The sequence below is a fragment of the Crenobacter sp. CS_VA4 genome (assembly GCF_055597485.1).
Window position 1 is genome coordinate 14,843 of the sequence record NZ_JBVMAE010000014.1, and the last position, 13,253, is coordinate 28,095.

The window sequence follows — 13,253 nt, forward strand, 5'->3', positions numbered from 1 at the left end:
CGGCTGACAAGCTCAGCGTAGCGTTGGCAGTACACGTAGTACGAGGCACAGCAACGCAGGAAGAGTTTGTCGGCCGCGGTCAATCTTTCGGCCAGCGGGTGTACGGATGCGTGCTCAGATAGGCGTTGGTGTAGCGGCCGTCGCTGGTCACCTCGGCGCCGATCCACGCCGGCGTCTCGAACGCGGTCGCCTCGTCGGGCAGTTCGATCTCGGCCGTCACCAGCCCGGCGTTGTCGCCGAAGAACTCGTCGACCTCCCAAATGAAGCCCTGGAAGGCGATCTTGTAGCGGATCTTGTCGACCACCATCGGGCACATCGCGTCCATCATCGTTTCCGCGTCGCTGCGCGGGATCACGTACTCGAACTCGTGCCGGCTGGCGGCGCTGATCTGGCTCTTCAGCGTCAGCCAGGCCTGCTCGCCGACCACCCGCACCCGCACGGTGCGCGCCGGGTCGACCGACAGATAACCCTGCCGGTAGCGTTCGCCGACCGCGCCGACGCGCCAGGCGTCGCCGGCCACCAGGAAGCGGCGTTCAATTTCCAGAGCCATGCAAAATCCTCATGCCGCCGCCCGCCTGCGCGGGCCACGGCGTCAAAACGGTTTCAATACCACCAAAAACACCACCGCGAACATCACCAGCACCGGCGCCTCGTTGAACACGCGGTACCAGCGGTGGCTGCGGCGGTTTTGCCCGGCAGCGAATTGTTTCAGCAAGCGCCCGCACCAGCCGTGATAGCCGATCAACAGCGCGACTAAGACCAATTTGACATGCAGCCAGCCGCCGGCGAAGCCAAACGCGATCATCAGCCATAAGCCGAACACCACCGCCAGCACGCCGAGCGGCGTCATGAAGCGATAGAGCTTCTGCGACATAAGGAGCAGCAGCTCGCGTTCGGCCGACGTTTCGGCCATCGCCAGGTTGACGTACAGCCGCGGCAGGTAGAACAGCCCGGCGAACCAGGCGATCACGAAACAGATGTGCAGCGCCTTCAGCACCGGGTAGCTCATACGATCACTCCGAGCTCGCGCTGGGCACGCTTGGGCAGCCGCGCCACCACCTGCTGCCAGGAACGGACGATGCCGTCCTTGAGCGCGGCCATGTCGAGCGCTTGGTCGTCCTCGACCTGCACCCAGCGCGCCCGCGCCAGGTACGGCGCCGGGCGCACTCCGGACAGGTCGGTCAGCGCCAGGAATTCGTCGACGTCGACCTTATAGTCGACCCAGTCGGCGCCGACGATGCAGAACATCTTGCCGGCGACGCTGACCACGTCGAGGCCCCACTTGAGGTCGTGGCTGGCGCCGGGCAAGGTCAGCGCGTGCGCCAAGAGCGCGGCGGTATCGGGTTTCACGGGGACGCTCAGCGTTTCCCTTTGGCCGCCTGGTAGAGCGGCATCACCTGCGGAATGTGCGACTGCAGATCCTGGATCCGCGTCGCGCCGGACGGGTGGGTGGACAGTAGCTCGACGCCGCCGCCGCTGCCGAGCTGTTCCATCTTGCGCCACACGTTGACCGCCGCCTCCGGGTTGTAGCCGGCGCGCGCCATCAATTCCAGCCCCATCGTGTCGGCCTCGGTTTCCATCGTGCGCGAGAACGGCAGCGTCAGCGCGTACTGGCTCGCCATGTTCACCAGCCCCATCGTGTCGCCGGACAGTCCGGCCAGCGCGCCGACGATAGCCATTCCCTGCTGCTTGGCCACTTCCTGCGACAGCTGCTCGCGGCTGTGCTCGCGCAGCGCGTGCGAGATCTCGTGGCCGAGCACCGCGGCCAGCTCGTCGTCGGTGAGCCTGAGCTTGTCGATCAGGCCGCTGTAGACGCCGATCTTGCCGCCGGGCATGCAGAACGCGTTCACCTCGTCGCTCTGGAACACGTTCACCTGCCACGGCCAGTTGACCGCGTCCGGGCGGAACACGCCGACCTGCGCGATCAGCCGGCGCGAGATCGCGTTCACCCGGGCAACATAGGCCTTGTTGGTGTTGAGCGTGCCACTCGAGCGGGCCTTGGCCAGCTCCTTGTTGTACGCGAGCGCCGAACCCTGGTTGACCTCGTCGGACGAGATCAGCAACAGCTGGCTGCGCGACGACTGGGTCGCGCCGCCCATCGTGGTGCTCTGGCAGCCGGCCAAGAGGCCGCCGCCCAACAGCGCGGCCAGACTCAGGGTGATCAGGTGGGTACGCATGTGGTTTCTCCCAGGCACTCGGTGGATATTCAGATCACGATCATCTCGAAGTCTTCCTTACGCGCGTCGCAGTCCGGGCAGGTCCAGTTCGGCGGCACGTCTTCCCAACGGGTACCCGGCGCAATGCCATCCTCCGGACGGCCGGCTTCCTCGTCGTAGATGAAACCGCAAATCAGACACATCCAGGTACGCATGCTTTGTCCTTACGCTCGGGTAAAATGAACATTGTAATGGCAATCGCGCCCGCGTTGCTCGCCGCGGCGCCGGGCTTGCCTGCCGGGCCGTTTCGCGCTTGAATGCCGGCAGGATAGTCACCGATCACAACGAGGGTTCGCCTTGAGCACGTCCATTCTACTGCCCCCGGTGGTGATGAGCCTGAGCGGTTCCGACCCGTCCGGCGGCGCCGGCCTCCAGGCCGACATCCTGACGCTGGCCAGCCTCGGCTGCCACCCGCTGTCGGTGATCACCGCGATCACCGCGCAGGACAGCAGCGGCGTCGCCGACCTCTTGGTGATGGACGCCGAATGGGTACTCGACCAGGCGCGGCTGCTGCTCGAGGACATGCGCGTCGCCGCGTTCAAGGTCGGCCTGATCGGCAGCGTCGAGAACGTCGCGGCGATCACCGAACTGGTATCCGACTACCCGGACGTGCCGCTGATCCTCGACCCGATCCTGACCAGCGGTGCCGGCCACGAGTTCGCCGACGAGGACCTGGTCGAGGCGCTGCGCGACCTGTTGCTGCCGCAGGTCACCGTGCTGACGCCGAACGGCCAGGAGGCACGCCGGCTCGCCGCCAACGACCCGGACGAGGAAGACAGCCTGGAGCTGGCCGACGCGGCGCACCGCCTCACCGCGCTCGGCTGCGAGTACGTGCTCGTGACCGGCGCGCACGAGAACACCCGGCAGGTCACCAACACCCTGTACCACGGGTCGAGCGTGGTGCGCGCCGACCACTGGGAGCGGCTGCCGGCCAGCTACCACGGCGCCGGCAGCACCCTGGCCGCCGCGATCGCCGGCATGCTCGCCAGCGGCGCGCAGGTGCCCGAAGCGGTGCGCGAGGCGCAGGAATACACCTGGCAGACACTGAAGCATGCGTTCCGCCCCGGCATGGGCCAATACATCCCCGACCGGCTGTTCTGGGCGCGCGGCGGCGTCGACGAGGACGAGGGCGAGCCGCCCGGCTGAGTCTCCACCGAAAACCCCTTCCATTCACGCCGTCACGCAGCCCAGCGGACGGCGTTGTCTTTTGGCACGCTTGTTGCTATTCCCAAGTAGCGGGCCGGCTCGATCCGGTCAGGCCGCAGCGCTTAGCGGCACCGGATCGTGCCCACCGACTGCCTTACAAACGGTTACGCTTTTGGAAATGATTTTCGACAAAACGCCGCGTAGTCTCTTGACATAAAACTGTGTTACTGACCAACCCAACGGCGGTCAGCACCGCGCGTACCTGGCGTGCTCACCCGGCCGCCTGCCCCGTTTCGGTGCCCGCCAACGACGCAGCCAACGCCCCATGCACCGCGATCTACCCACTGCCGCGACCGGCCTGTTGCCCGGCTGGTCGGCCCGGCTGGAACTGGGCTACGCCCGGCACGGCGAACGCACCATCCCGGTGCATCGTCGCCACTATGGCCCGCTTCGGGTGCAGAAACACTTCCACCCCGAAGCATCCGGCGTCTGTCACCAGATCCTGGTCCACCCGCCCGGCGGCATCGCCGGCGGCGATGCGCTCGCCTTCGACATCGAGCTCGCCCACGGCGCGCACGCGCTGATCACCAGCCCCGGCGCCGCCAAGTGGTACCGCGCGCACGGCCGCGCCGCGAGCCAGACCCTGAACGTCCGCCTGGCCGACGGTGCGCTGCTCGAGTGGCTGCCGCAGGAGACCATCCTGTTCGACGGCAGCGACACCACCTTGACCAACCGTTTCGACCTCGCCGGCAGTGCGCGTCTGATCTACTCGGATGTGGTCTGCCTGGGCCGCCCGGCCGCCGGCGAACGCTACACGAGCGGCCAGTGGCGCCAGGACAGCCGTATCTACCGCGATGGCCGGCTGGTCTGGGCCGAGCCGGTACGGCTCAAAGGTTCCGACCCGCTGCTTTCGAGCCGCATCGGTCTGGCCGGTCACAGCGTGGTCGGCACCCTGCTGTTCGCCGGGCCACGACTGTCCAACGAGCTGACCGCCGCCTGCCGCGAGCTCGAAGCCGACGGCTTGCTCGCGATCAGCCAGCTGCCCGAGCTCTGGGTGGCGCGCTTTCTCGGCGACTCGACCGAAGCGGCGCACGCCTCATTTCGCCAACTCTGGCGCCTGATCCGCCCCGAGGCCGTCGGCCTCGCCGCGGTGGCGCCGCGCATCTGGAACACCTGATATGGACCTGACCCCCCGCGAGAAAGACAAGCTGTTGATCTTCACCGCCGCGCTGGTCGCCGAGCGGCGTCGCGCCCGCGGCCTGAAGCTCAACTACCCGGAGACGGTGGCGCTGATCTCCGCCGCGATCATGGAAGGCGCGCGCGACGGCCAGACCGTCGCCGAGCTGATGCACTACGGCACCACCATCCTCGGCCGCGACGAGGTGATGGACGGCGTGCCGGAGATGATCCCGGACATCCAGGTCGAAGCGACCTTCCCGGACGGCACCAAGCTGGTCACCGTCCACCAGCCGATCGCCTGAGCGATGACCATCCTGCCGCTGACTCCCTCACGGTTGGCCGAACAGCGCGACGCGCTCGCGGGCCTCTTGATCGACGCGGTCGAGCACGGCGCCTCGGTCGGCTACGTGCTGCCGATTTCGCTGGCTAGCGCGCGCGACTGGGTCGACAGCCTGGCCGCCTCGCTCGCCGACGGCTCGCGCCGGCTGTGGCTGGCGCTCGACCGCGACGAGCTCGTCGGCAGCGTGCAGCTGGAATTGAGCCGGCGCCAGAACGGCGTCAACCGCGCCGAGGTGCAGAAGCTGCTGGTCAAAAGCGGCCAGCGCCGCCAGGGCTGCGGGCGGCGGCTGATGACCACGCTCGAGGCCGAGGCGCTGGTCTTGGAGCGCGGCCTGCTGTTTCTCGACACCGAAGCGGGCTCGCCGGCCGAGGCGTTCTACCGCGCGCTCGGTTACCAGTACCTCGGCGGACTGCCCGACTACGCCTGCGGGTCGGACGGCGTATTCCGCGCCAACGCGATCTATTTCAAGACCCTGTTCCGGAGAAATACCTGATGATTCCCGGTGAAATCGTCGCCCAGCCGGGCGATATCGAACTCAACGCCGGCCGCGCCACCGTGACGCTGACGGTGGCCAATACCGGCGACCGGCCGATCCAGGTCGGCTCGCACTACCACTTCGCCGAAACCAACCCGGCGCTCGCGTTCGACCGCGCCGCGGCGCGCGGCTTTAGGCTCAATATCGCTGCCGGCACCGCGGTGCGCTTCGAGCCGGGCCAGACCCGCACCGTCGAGCTGGTCGCGCTGGCCGGCCGTCGCCGCGTGGTCGGCTTTCGCGGCGAAGTGATGGGGGACTTGCCATGAAGATTTCCCGTCAGGCGTACGCCGAGATGTTCGGCCCCACCGTCGGCGACAAGGTGCGGCTCGCCGACACCGAGCTGTTCATCGAGGTCGAGCGCGACTACACCGTCTACGGCGAGGAAGTGAAGTTCGGCGGCGGCAAGGTGATCCGCGACGGCATGGGCCAGGGCCAGGCGCTTTCGGCCGACGTGATGGACACGGTGATTACCAACGCGCTGATCCTCGACCACTGGGGCGTGGTGAAGGCCGACATCGGCATCAAGGCCGGCCGCATCGCCGCGATCGGCAAGGCCGGCAACCCGGACATCCAGCCGGACGTGACCATCGTCATCGGCGCGGCCACCGAGATCATCGCCGGCGAGGGGTTGATCGTCACCGCCGGCGGCGTCGACACGCATGTGCACTACATCTGCCCGCAGCAGGTCGACGAGGCGCTCTACTCCGGCGTCACCACAATGATCGGCGGCGGCACCGGACCCGCCACCGGCACCAGCGCCACCACCTGCACGCCGGGGCCGTGGCATATGGCGAACATGCTCAAGGCCGCCGACAGCCTGCCGATCAACCTCGGCTTCACCGGCAAGGGCAACGCCAGCGAACCGGGGCCGCTGATCGAGCAGATCAAGGCCGGTGCGATCGGGCTGAAGCTGCACGAGGACTGGGGCAGCACCCCGGCGGCGATCGACAACTGCCTGTCGGTGGCCGACCAGTACGACGTGCAGGTGGCGATCCACAGCGACACGCTGAACGAGAGCGGCTTCGTCGAGGACACGCTGGCCGCGTTCCGCGGCCGCACCATCCACACCTACCACACCGAGGGCGCCGGCGGCGGCCACGCGCCGGACATCATCAAGGCCTGCGGCCTGCCGAACGTGCTGCCGAGCTCGACCAACCCGACCCGGCCGTTCACCGTCAACACCATCGACGAGCACCTCGACATGCTGATGGTGTGCCACCACCTCGACCCGGCGATCGCCGAAGACGTGGCGTTCGCCGAGAGCCGGATCCGCCGCGAAACCATCGCCGCCGAGGACATCCTGCACGACCAGGGCGCGTTCGCGATGATGTCGTCGGACAGCCAGGCGATGGGCCGGGTCGGCGAGGTGGTGCTGCGCTGCTGGCAGACCGCCGACAAGATGAAGAAGCAGCGCGGCCCGCTGCCCGAGGACGCGCCGGGCAACGACAACTTCCGCGCCCGCCGCTACATCGCCAAGTACACGATCAACCCGGCGATCACCCACGGCATCGCGCACGAGGTCGGCAGCATCGAGGTCGGCAAGCTCGCCGATCTGGTGCTGTGGCGACCGGCGTTCTTCGGCGTGAAGCCGAACCAGATCCTCAAGGGCGGCGTGATCGTCGCCGCGCTGATGGGCGACATCAACGGCTCGATCCCGACCCCGCAGCCGGTGCACTACCGGCCGATGTTCGGCGCACTGCCCTCGGCGGTCGCCGACACCAGCCTGACCTTCGTGTCGCAGGCGGCGCTGGCCGACGGCATCGGCGAACGGCTCGGCCTGCGTAAACGCCTGGTGGCGGTCGAGGGCTGCCGCAAGGTACAGAAGGCCGACCTGATCCACAATAGCTGGCTGCCCGACATCCGGGTCGACCCGCAGACCTACCAGGTCTACGCCGACGGCGAACTGTTGTGGTGCGAACCGGCCGATGTGCTGCCGATGGCGCAGCGCTATTTCCTGTTCTAAAAGCCTGTTCAGAATCTGTCGCGAGCGGCCCTCAGCGGAGTGAAGAGCAGCGCAGAAACCGGAATGTACATGGAAGTACATGAGGATTTCGAGCAGCGCATGAGCCCCGATCAGGGCCGCGCAGCAAGATTATGAATAGGCTTTGAAGGAGAAAACCATGCTGGTATTGACCCGCATTGTCGACGACGCCGCCCGCGTCGACGACACCCTGGCGCTGACCTTCGAGCTGCGCCAGAAGAGCCGGCTGCGCACCCGCGCGGTGTCCGGCGAGGAGGTCGGGCTGTTCCTCGAGCGCGGCCAGTTGCTCTCCGACGGCCAGCTGCTCGGCACCGACGACGGCCGGGTGGTGGTGGTGCGCGCCGCGACCGAGACGCTCTGCCACGTGGTCGCCGCGAGCGCCACCGAGCTCGCGCGCGCCGCCTACCACCTCGGTAACCGCCACGTGCCGGTCGAGGTCGGCGACGGCTGGCTAAGGTTGGCCGAAGACCACGTGCTGATTGACATGCTGAGCCGCCACTTCGCGGTGACGCTGTCGAGCGTCGACGCGCCGTTCAATCCCGAGACCGGCGCCTACGGCGGCGGCCACCACCATTCGCACGGCCAGGAGGCCGAGTTCCACTACGCGCCGAAGCTGCACCAGTTCAGCAAGGTGCGCGCATGAATACGCTCTCCTTGCTGCAACTGTTCCGGCTCACGAGCCCGGCGCTGCCGATCGGCGCGTACAGCTACTCGCAGGGGCTCGAATCGGCGATCGAACACGGCTGGGTGCACGACACCGAGAGCGCCCGGGGCTGGCTTGCCGAGCAGCTGGAAGGCCCCTTGGTGCGCTTCGAGCTGCCGCTGCTGCGCCAGGCGCTGGCGGCCGCCGGCGACGCCGCCACGCTCACCACCGTCAACACGCTGTGGCTGGCCAGCCGCGAGGCGGCCGAGCTGTACGCCGAGACGGTGCAGACCGGCTATTCGCTCAAGGCCTTGCTGCTCGAGCTGCCGGAGCTCGATGAACACCAGCGCGCCACGCTCGCCAGCCTCGATCCGCTCGGCCTGCCGGCGGCCTGGGCGCTGGCCGCGGCGGTGCTCGGCGTCGACCCTGATGCGGCCTTGTCCGGCTACGTCTGGGCCTGGCTGGAAAACCAGGTGATGGTGCTGATGAAGGCGCTGCCGATGGGCCAGCTGGCCGGCCAGAAGCTGTTCTCGGCGCTGCTGCCGCAGTTGGCCGAAACCCTTGCACTGCTGCCGGCCGCACCCGAGTCGGGCTTCGCACCGGGCCTCGCCTGGCTGTCGATGCAGCATGAGACCCAATATTCGCGGCTGTTCCGTTCGTAAAACGGTTTCAACGATGCTGAAAACCGCTTTCCCCGCTACCGTTTTTAACCCGAGGAGAACCCCATGGCTTCCAACCCCCTGCGCGTCGGCATCGGCGGCCCGGTCGGCTCCGGCAAGACCGCGCTGACCTTGGCGCTGTGCCGGGCGCTGCGCGACAAGTACAATATCGCCGCCGTCACCAACGACATCTACACCCAGGAGGACGCGCAGTTCCTGGTCAAGCACGCCGCACTCGACCCGGAACGGATCATCGGCGTCGAGACCGGCGGCTGCCCGCACACCGCGATCCGCGAGGACGCGTCGATCAACCTCGAGGCGATCGCCCGCCTGAACGCCCGCTTCCCCGGCCTCGACATCGTGTTCGTCGAATCGGGCGGCGACAACCTGGCGGCGACGTTCAGCCCGGAGCTGTCCGACCTGACGATCTACGTGATCGACGTGTCGGCCGGCGACAAGATCCCACGCAAGGGCGGGCCGGGCATCATGAAGTCCGACCTGTTGGTGATCAACAAGATCGACCTCGCGCCCTTGGTCGGCGCCTCGCTCGAGGTGATGGAACGCGACGCGAAAAAAATGCGCGGCGAGCGGCCGTTCGTCTTTTCCAACCAGAAGATCGGCCAGGGCCTCGATGACATCATCGCCTTCATCGAGGATAAGGGCATGCTCAAACTCGGCGGACAGCCTCGATAAACACTGGGCAAAGGAGTGCCTGACATGGCAGGTAGAAACTTGTTGACCGTGCTGAAACACGTGTTCAACGATAATGAAAACAATCTGCGCGGCAAGGTGCTCGGCATCTACGGCCTACTGCTGGCGTTCAATCTGGCAGCCTGGGCATGGGCGTTGATCGCTTTCCACGACCACCCGGTGCTGCTAGGCACCGCGCTGCTGGCGTACAGCTTCGGCCTGCGCCACGCGGTGGATGCCGACCACATCGCCGCGATCGACAACGTGACGCGCAAGCTGATGCAGGAGGGCAAGCGCCCGGTCACCGTCGGGCTGATGTTTTCGCTCGGTCACTCCACCATCGTGGTGGTGCTGTCGGTCGCCGTGGCCGCCACCGCCATGGCGCTGCAGACCAAGTTCGACGAATTCAAGGACGTCGGCGGCGTGATCGGCACCACGGTATCGTCGCTGTTCCTGCTGACACTCGCCTTGATGAACCTGATGATCCTGCGTTCGGTGTACCAGGCCTTCAAGCGCGTGAAGAACGGCGAGCGCTACGTCGAGGAGGATCTCGACCTGCTGATGGCCGACCGCGGCTTGCTGGCGCGACTGTTCCGCCCGGTGTTCCGCCTGGTGACCAAGGGCTGGCACATGTATCCGCTTGGCCTGCTGTTCGGCCTCGGTTTCGATACCGCGACCGAGATCGGCCTGCTGGGCATCTCGGCAGCGTCGGCCGCCAAGGGGATGTCGGTGTGGTCGATCCTGGTGTTCCCGGCCCTGTTCACCGCCGGCATGACGCTGATCGACACCACCGACAGCATCCTGATGCTAGGCGCCTACGGCTGGGCCTTCATCAAGCCGATCCGCAAGCTCTACTACAACATGACCATCACGCTGGTGTCGGTGCTGGTGGCGCTGGTGGTGGGCGGCATCGAGGCCCTGGGCCTCGCGGCCGACAAGCTGCAGCTGAAGGGCGCGTTCTGGGAGGCGATCGGCGCGCTCAACGACAATTTCGGCACCATCGGCTACTTCATCATCGGCCTGTTCGCGGCGAGCTGGCTGGTGTCGGCGGCGATCTACAAATGGCGCCGCTACGACGAGCTGGAGCTGAGGACCTGACCGGCTGACGGCATCACACCCGGCAAAAACAACAACGGCTCGGCCAACCTTGGGGTTGGCCGAGCCGTTTTGCGTGGCGAGCACCAGCTTACTCCGCGGCGTCCAGCCGCTCGGCGAAGTAGTCGACGATGCGTTCGCTGGCGCCGCGGTGCGCGGCAGTGAAGCGCAGTGCCGCCGACCCCATCGCCGCACGCCGCTCGGCATCGCCGAGCAAGGCCACCGCCTCGGCGACCAGCGCGTCGGCGTCGGCCACCTGCAGCGCGGCACCGGCCGAGAGCGCCAGCTCGCTCGCCTGCGGGAAATTGAACATCGACGGGCCGAACAGCACCGGCACGCCGACGCTGGCCGGCTCGATCAGGTTCTGGCCGCCGAGCGGCAGCAGGCTGCCGCCGACGAAGGCGAGATCCGCCGCCACGTAATACGCGAACAGCTCGCCCATGCTGTCGCCGATCCACACGTCGACGTCGTCCGCGAGCGGCCCGCTCGTGGCGCTGCGCCGCGCGACCTTGAAGCCCTGCTGTTCGGCCAACATCGCCACCGGGCCGAAGCGCTCCGGGTGGCGCGGCACGATCACCAGCAACGCGTCGGGCCACGCGGCGCGCCAGGCGGCGAGGAGCAGCGCCTCCTCGCCGTCGCGGGTGCTGGCGGCGACCAGCACCGGCCGGCCGCCGATCCAGCTTCGGAACGTTGCACCGAGCTTTAGTTGTTCTGCCGGCGGGCTGAAGTCGTACTTGGTGTTGCCGCAGACCTTGACATGGCGGGCGCCGAGCAACACCAGCCGCGCCGCGTCGGCCTCGGTCTGCGCCGCCACCCCGGCGAGCTCCTGTAGCGCCGGCCAGATCAGCGGCCCGATGCGCCGATAGCCGCGGTACGACTTGTCCGACAGCCGTGCGTTGCCGAGCAGCAGCGGTATTCTCGCTTCGCTGGCCGCGTGGATCAGGTTCGGCCACAGCTCGGTTTCCATCAGCACGCCGAAGCTCGGCCGGTAGGCGGCGAAGAAGCCCGCGACCGCGCGCGGGAAGTCGTACGGCAGGTAGCGCACCTCGGCGTCCGGGTACAGCTCCAGCGCGGTCGCACGGCCGGTCGGCGTCATCTGCGTGATCAACAGCGGCGCGCCCGGGTAGCGCGCGCGCAGGGCCCGCACCAAGGGCAGCGCGGCGCGGGTTTCGCCGACCGACACCGCGTGGATCCAGATCGCCCCGGTCGCTCGCGGTTCATACCGCTCGCCGAAGCGCTCGTCCCAGTGTTCCAGATACGCCGGCGCCTTCGTCGCACGCTTTCGCAGATAGCGCTTCAACAGCGGCCTGATCAGCCAGCCGGCCAGCGTATACAGCAACCGCGCCACGCTCATCGCGGCGCCCCGTGCATCGCGAGCAGGGTCTGATAGACGCTGTCGACGTCCGGGCACTGCCGCTCGCCGCCGAGGTTAGCCGAACGCACCGTCTCGACCACCCCGGTCGCGGCCGGGTCGGTGTCGGTGTAGATGCCGACCAGCGGCAGATCGAGCGCGTTCGCCAGGTGCAGCAGCCCGGTGTCGACGCCGACCACCGCCTCGGCGTGGCCGAGCAGGCCGGCGGCGTCGCGCAAGGACAACCGCTCCGGCACCAGCGCACCCGGCAGCGCGGCGGCGAGCCGCACGGCGCGTTCCCTCTCCTTCGCATTGCCCCACGGCAGCACCGCGCGCCAGCCGTGCCGTTCGGCCAACCTGTTCCCCAGCGCGATCCAGTGCGCCTCCGGCCACAGCTTGCTGTCGCGGCTGGTCGCGTGCAGCAGCACCACATAAGGCTCGGCCGGCGCGGCGGCCGGCTTGGTCGGCGCCGGCACACCGAAGCGCGGCGCGCCCGCCAGCGTGTAGCCGAACACCTGCGACAGCAGGCGGCGGCAACGCTCGATCGCCGGCAGCTGCCAGCTCGCGGCGTAGGTCTTGTCGTAGAACAGGCAGGCGAGCGGCTCGCGGACGCTGTGGCGGTCGTAGCCGGCCAGCGGGGCGCGGCCCCAGCGGGCCGGGATCGCGCTCTTCACCAGGCCCTGCAGGTCGACCACCTGGTCCCAGCCGCCGTCGGCGATCGCCGCGCGGCAGGCACGGATCTCGCGCCAGGTATTAGGAGAGAGCGGCGCGCGGCGCCAGCGTCGCCAGGAGATCGGAATCACCCGGACCACCGCCGGGTGCAGCGCGGCGATGTCGGCGAAGGAATCCTCGACCAGCCAGGTCAGCGAAAGATTGGGGTAGTGCGTCTTGAGCTCGGTGAGCGCCGGCCAGGTGTGGATAAGGTCGCCCATCGACGAGGTGCGCACGATCAGCACGTTCATCATGCCGCGCATTGTAACCGAGCGCGGCTGTGGTTAACCAAGCGCAAGCCGGCAGAACCAGGTGTGGATAAGCGGTTGTGGATAAGCAGCAGCGGTTTTATCCACAATTTACTGGTGCCTCCCCAGCCTGCTCGTCAGCCTGGCTATCAACAAGTGAAGGCACTGAAAACAAGCTGTTTTTTCTGCTTATCCACACAATTGTCCCGAGTACATCAGTAGTTTCCTTTTATAAAAGGGCAAAGAGATTAGTAAGAAAAACGACAGCGAATTGCCATACACAAGCAACGACGGCCAACCGTGTCGCAGAGTGTGGATAACTGCTCGATCCGACGAGAGCCTCAACTTATCCACATCCGCTACCGGTCTACGACAGCAATCGCCAACAGGGAAAATTACGATACAAGTCATTGAAACAATGAGTGAAAACGACTTATCAACAACAAGGAGCCGACTAGT

The 13,253-nt window shown here is 67.2% G+C and carries 17 protein-coding genes; 10 read left to right on the forward strand and 7 right to left on the reverse strand.

From position 1 onward, the window contains the following. Positions 1-79: 79 nt before the first annotated feature. From ACZ2IA_RS14150 to ACZ2IA_RS14170, 5 genes are read right to left on the reverse strand one after another with little or no spacing between them, the layout of a single operon-like run. Positions 80-550 (reverse strand): CYTH domain-containing protein, encoded by a 471-nt coding sequence (locus ACZ2IA_RS14150; RefSeq protein ID WP_470293232.1) that lies wholly within the window; start codon positions 548-550, stop codon positions 80-82. 42 nt (positions 551-592) lie between these two features. Further along, entirely contained in the window at positions 593-1,009 is a 417-nt protein-coding gene (locus tag ACZ2IA_RS14155) for a CopD family protein (RefSeq protein ID WP_470293233.1), read from the reverse strand. Further along, the gene (locus ACZ2IA_RS14160) at positions 1,006-1,350 is read right to left on the reverse strand and encodes an MmcQ/YjbR family DNA-binding protein (protein ID WP_470293234.1); all 345 of its coding nucleotides are present in this window, start codon (positions 1,348-1,350) and stop codon (positions 1,006-1,008) included. The genes ACZ2IA_RS14155 and ACZ2IA_RS14160 overlap by 4 nt, the downstream gene beginning before the upstream one ends. Before the next feature lie 8 nt (positions 1,351-1,358). Then, a complete protein-coding gene (locus ACZ2IA_RS14165) occupies positions 1,359-2,177 on the reverse strand; it encodes a M48 family metallopeptidase (RefSeq protein ID WP_470293235.1) in 819 nt (272 codons plus the stop codon). A 29-nt stretch (positions 2,178-2,206) separates the two neighbouring features. Continuing rightward, a complete protein-coding gene (locus tag ACZ2IA_RS14170; protein WP_470293236.1) occupies positions 2,207-2,371 on the reverse strand; it encodes a rubredoxin in 165 nt (54 codons plus the stop codon). A gap of 142 nt (positions 2,372-2,513) precedes the next feature. Here ACZ2IA_RS14170 and thiD point away from each other — a divergent pair, with 142 nt between their 5' ends. From thiD to ACZ2IA_RS14220, 10 genes are all read left to right on the forward strand, one after another. Continuing rightward, entirely contained in the window at positions 2,514-3,362 is an 849-nt protein-coding gene (gene thiD / locus ACZ2IA_RS14175) for a bifunctional hydroxymethylpyrimidine kinase/phosphomethylpyrimidine kinase (RefSeq protein ID WP_470293237.1), read from the forward strand. A gap of 325 nt (positions 3,363-3,687) precedes the next feature. Continuing rightward, complete coding sequence (locus ACZ2IA_RS14180; RefSeq protein ID WP_470293238.1) at positions 3,688-4,539, forward strand: urease accessory protein UreD; 852 nt, start codon at positions 3,688-3,690, stop codon at positions 4,537-4,539. A 1-nt stretch (position 4,540) separates the two neighbouring features. Continuing rightward, positions 4,541-4,843 (forward strand): urease subunit gamma, encoded by a 303-nt coding sequence (locus ACZ2IA_RS14185; RefSeq protein ID WP_289838699.1) that lies wholly within the window; start codon positions 4,541-4,543, stop codon positions 4,841-4,843. A 3-nt stretch (positions 4,844-4,846) separates the two neighbouring features. After that, on the forward strand, positions 4,847-5,374 hold the full coding sequence (locus ACZ2IA_RS14190; RefSeq protein WP_470293239.1) for a GNAT family N-acetyltransferase: 528 nt from the start codon (positions 4,847-4,849) through the stop codon (positions 5,372-5,374). Then, complete coding sequence (locus ACZ2IA_RS14195) at positions 5,374-5,682, forward strand: urease subunit beta (RefSeq protein WP_470293240.1); 309 nt, start codon at positions 5,374-5,376, stop codon at positions 5,680-5,682. Before ACZ2IA_RS14190 ends, ACZ2IA_RS14195 begins: the two co-directional genes overlap by 1 nt. After that, complete coding sequence (ureC, locus tag ACZ2IA_RS14200; protein WP_470293241.1) at positions 5,679-7,379, forward strand: urease subunit alpha; 1,701 nt, start codon at positions 5,679-5,681, stop codon at positions 7,377-7,379. The genes ACZ2IA_RS14195 and ureC overlap by 4 nt, the downstream gene beginning before the upstream one ends. A gap of 157 nt (positions 7,380-7,536) precedes the next feature. Continuing rightward, entirely contained in the window at positions 7,537-8,040 is a 504-nt protein-coding gene (ureE, locus tag ACZ2IA_RS14205; protein WP_470293242.1) for an urease accessory protein UreE, read from the forward strand. Next, positions 8,037-8,702: an urease accessory protein UreF gene (locus tag ACZ2IA_RS14210; protein ID WP_470293243.1), complete on the forward strand. Its 666-nt coding sequence runs from the start codon at positions 8,037-8,039 to the stop codon at positions 8,700-8,702. The genes ureE and ACZ2IA_RS14210 overlap by 4 nt, the downstream gene beginning before the upstream one ends. A 63-nt stretch (positions 8,703-8,765) precedes the next feature. Continuing rightward, positions 8,766-9,392, forward strand: coding sequence for an urease accessory protein UreG (ureG, locus tag ACZ2IA_RS14215; RefSeq protein ID WP_470293244.1), 627 nt, complete (start codon positions 8,766-8,768; stop codon positions 9,390-9,392). Positions 9,393-9,416: 24 nt separating this feature from the next. Continuing rightward, positions 9,417-10,487, forward strand: a complete 1,071-nt coding sequence (locus tag ACZ2IA_RS14220) for a HoxN/HupN/NixA family nickel/cobalt transporter (protein ID WP_470293245.1) — start codon at positions 9,417-9,419, stop codon at positions 10,485-10,487. Between the two features lie 88 nt (positions 10,488-10,575). On the opposite strand, the gene waaA is transcribed toward ACZ2IA_RS14220, so the two are convergent. Together waaA and waaC are read right to left on the reverse strand one after the other, a co-directional pair. After that, positions 10,576-11,838: a lipid IV(A) 3-deoxy-D-manno-octulosonic acid transferase gene (waaA, locus tag ACZ2IA_RS14225; protein ID WP_470293246.1), complete on the reverse strand. Its 1,263-nt coding sequence runs from the start codon at positions 11,836-11,838 to the stop codon at positions 10,576-10,578. Continuing rightward, a complete protein-coding gene (waaC, locus tag ACZ2IA_RS14230; protein ID WP_470293247.1) occupies positions 11,835-12,800 on the reverse strand; it encodes a lipopolysaccharide heptosyltransferase I in 966 nt (321 codons plus the stop codon). The genes waaA and waaC overlap by 4 nt, the downstream gene beginning before the upstream one ends. Positions 12,801-13,253: the final 453 nt, after the last annotated feature.

What these genes read in the sequence shown, in the direction of transcription:
- ACZ2IA_RS14170 (WP_470293236.1), bottom strand. Translation starts at nt 2,371, where the DNA reads ATGCGTACCTGGATGTGTCTGATTTGCGGTTTCATCTACGACGAGGAA.
- ACZ2IA_RS14165 (WP_470293235.1), bottom strand. Translation starts at nt 2,177, where the DNA reads ATGCGTACCCACCTGATCACCCTGAGTCTGGCCGCGCTGTTGGGCGGC.
- waaC (WP_470293247.1), bottom strand. Translation starts at nt 12,800, where the DNA reads ATGATGAACGTGCTGATCGTGCGCACCTCGTCGATGGGCGACCTTATC.
- ACZ2IA_RS14190 (WP_470293239.1), top strand. Translation starts at nt 4,847, where the DNA reads ATGACCATCCTGCCGCTGACTCCCTCACGGTTGGCCGAACAGCGCGAC.
- ACZ2IA_RS14180 (WP_470293238.1), top strand. Translation starts at nt 3,688, where the DNA reads ATGCACCGCGATCTACCCACTGCCGCGACCGGCCTGTTGCCCGGCTGG.
- ACZ2IA_RS14195 (WP_470293240.1), top strand. Translation starts at nt 5,374, where the DNA reads ATGATTCCCGGTGAAATCGTCGCCCAGCCGGGCGATATCGAACTCAAC.
- ureE (WP_470293242.1), top strand. Translation starts at nt 7,537, where the DNA reads ATGCTGGTATTGACCCGCATTGTCGACGACGCCGCCCGCGTCGACGAC.
- ACZ2IA_RS14210 (WP_470293243.1), top strand. Translation starts at nt 8,037, where the DNA reads ATGAATACGCTCTCCTTGCTGCAACTGTTCCGGCTCACGAGCCCGGCG.
- ACZ2IA_RS14150 (WP_470293232.1), bottom strand. Translation starts at nt 550, where the DNA reads ATGGCTCTGGAAATTGAACGCCGCTTCCTGGTGGCCGGCGACGCCTGG.
- ACZ2IA_RS14220 (WP_470293245.1), top strand. Translation starts at nt 9,417, where the DNA reads ATGGCAGGTAGAAACTTGTTGACCGTGCTGAAACACGTGTTCAACGAT.
- ureG (WP_470293244.1), top strand. Translation starts at nt 8,766, where the DNA reads ATGGCTTCCAACCCCCTGCGCGTCGGCATCGGCGGCCCGGTCGGCTCC.
- ACZ2IA_RS14185 (WP_289838699.1), top strand. Translation starts at nt 4,541, where the DNA reads ATGGACCTGACCCCCCGCGAGAAAGACAAGCTGTTGATCTTCACCGCC.
- ureC (WP_470293241.1), top strand. Translation starts at nt 5,679, where the DNA reads ATGAAGATTTCCCGTCAGGCGTACGCCGAGATGTTCGGCCCCACCGTC.
- waaA (WP_470293246.1), bottom strand. Translation starts at nt 11,838, where the DNA reads ATGAGCGTGGCGCGGTTGCTGTATACGCTGGCCGGCTGGCTGATCAGG.
- ACZ2IA_RS14155 (WP_470293233.1), bottom strand. Translation starts at nt 1,009, where the DNA reads ATGAGCTACCCGGTGCTGAAGGCGCTGCACATCTGTTTCGTGATCGCC.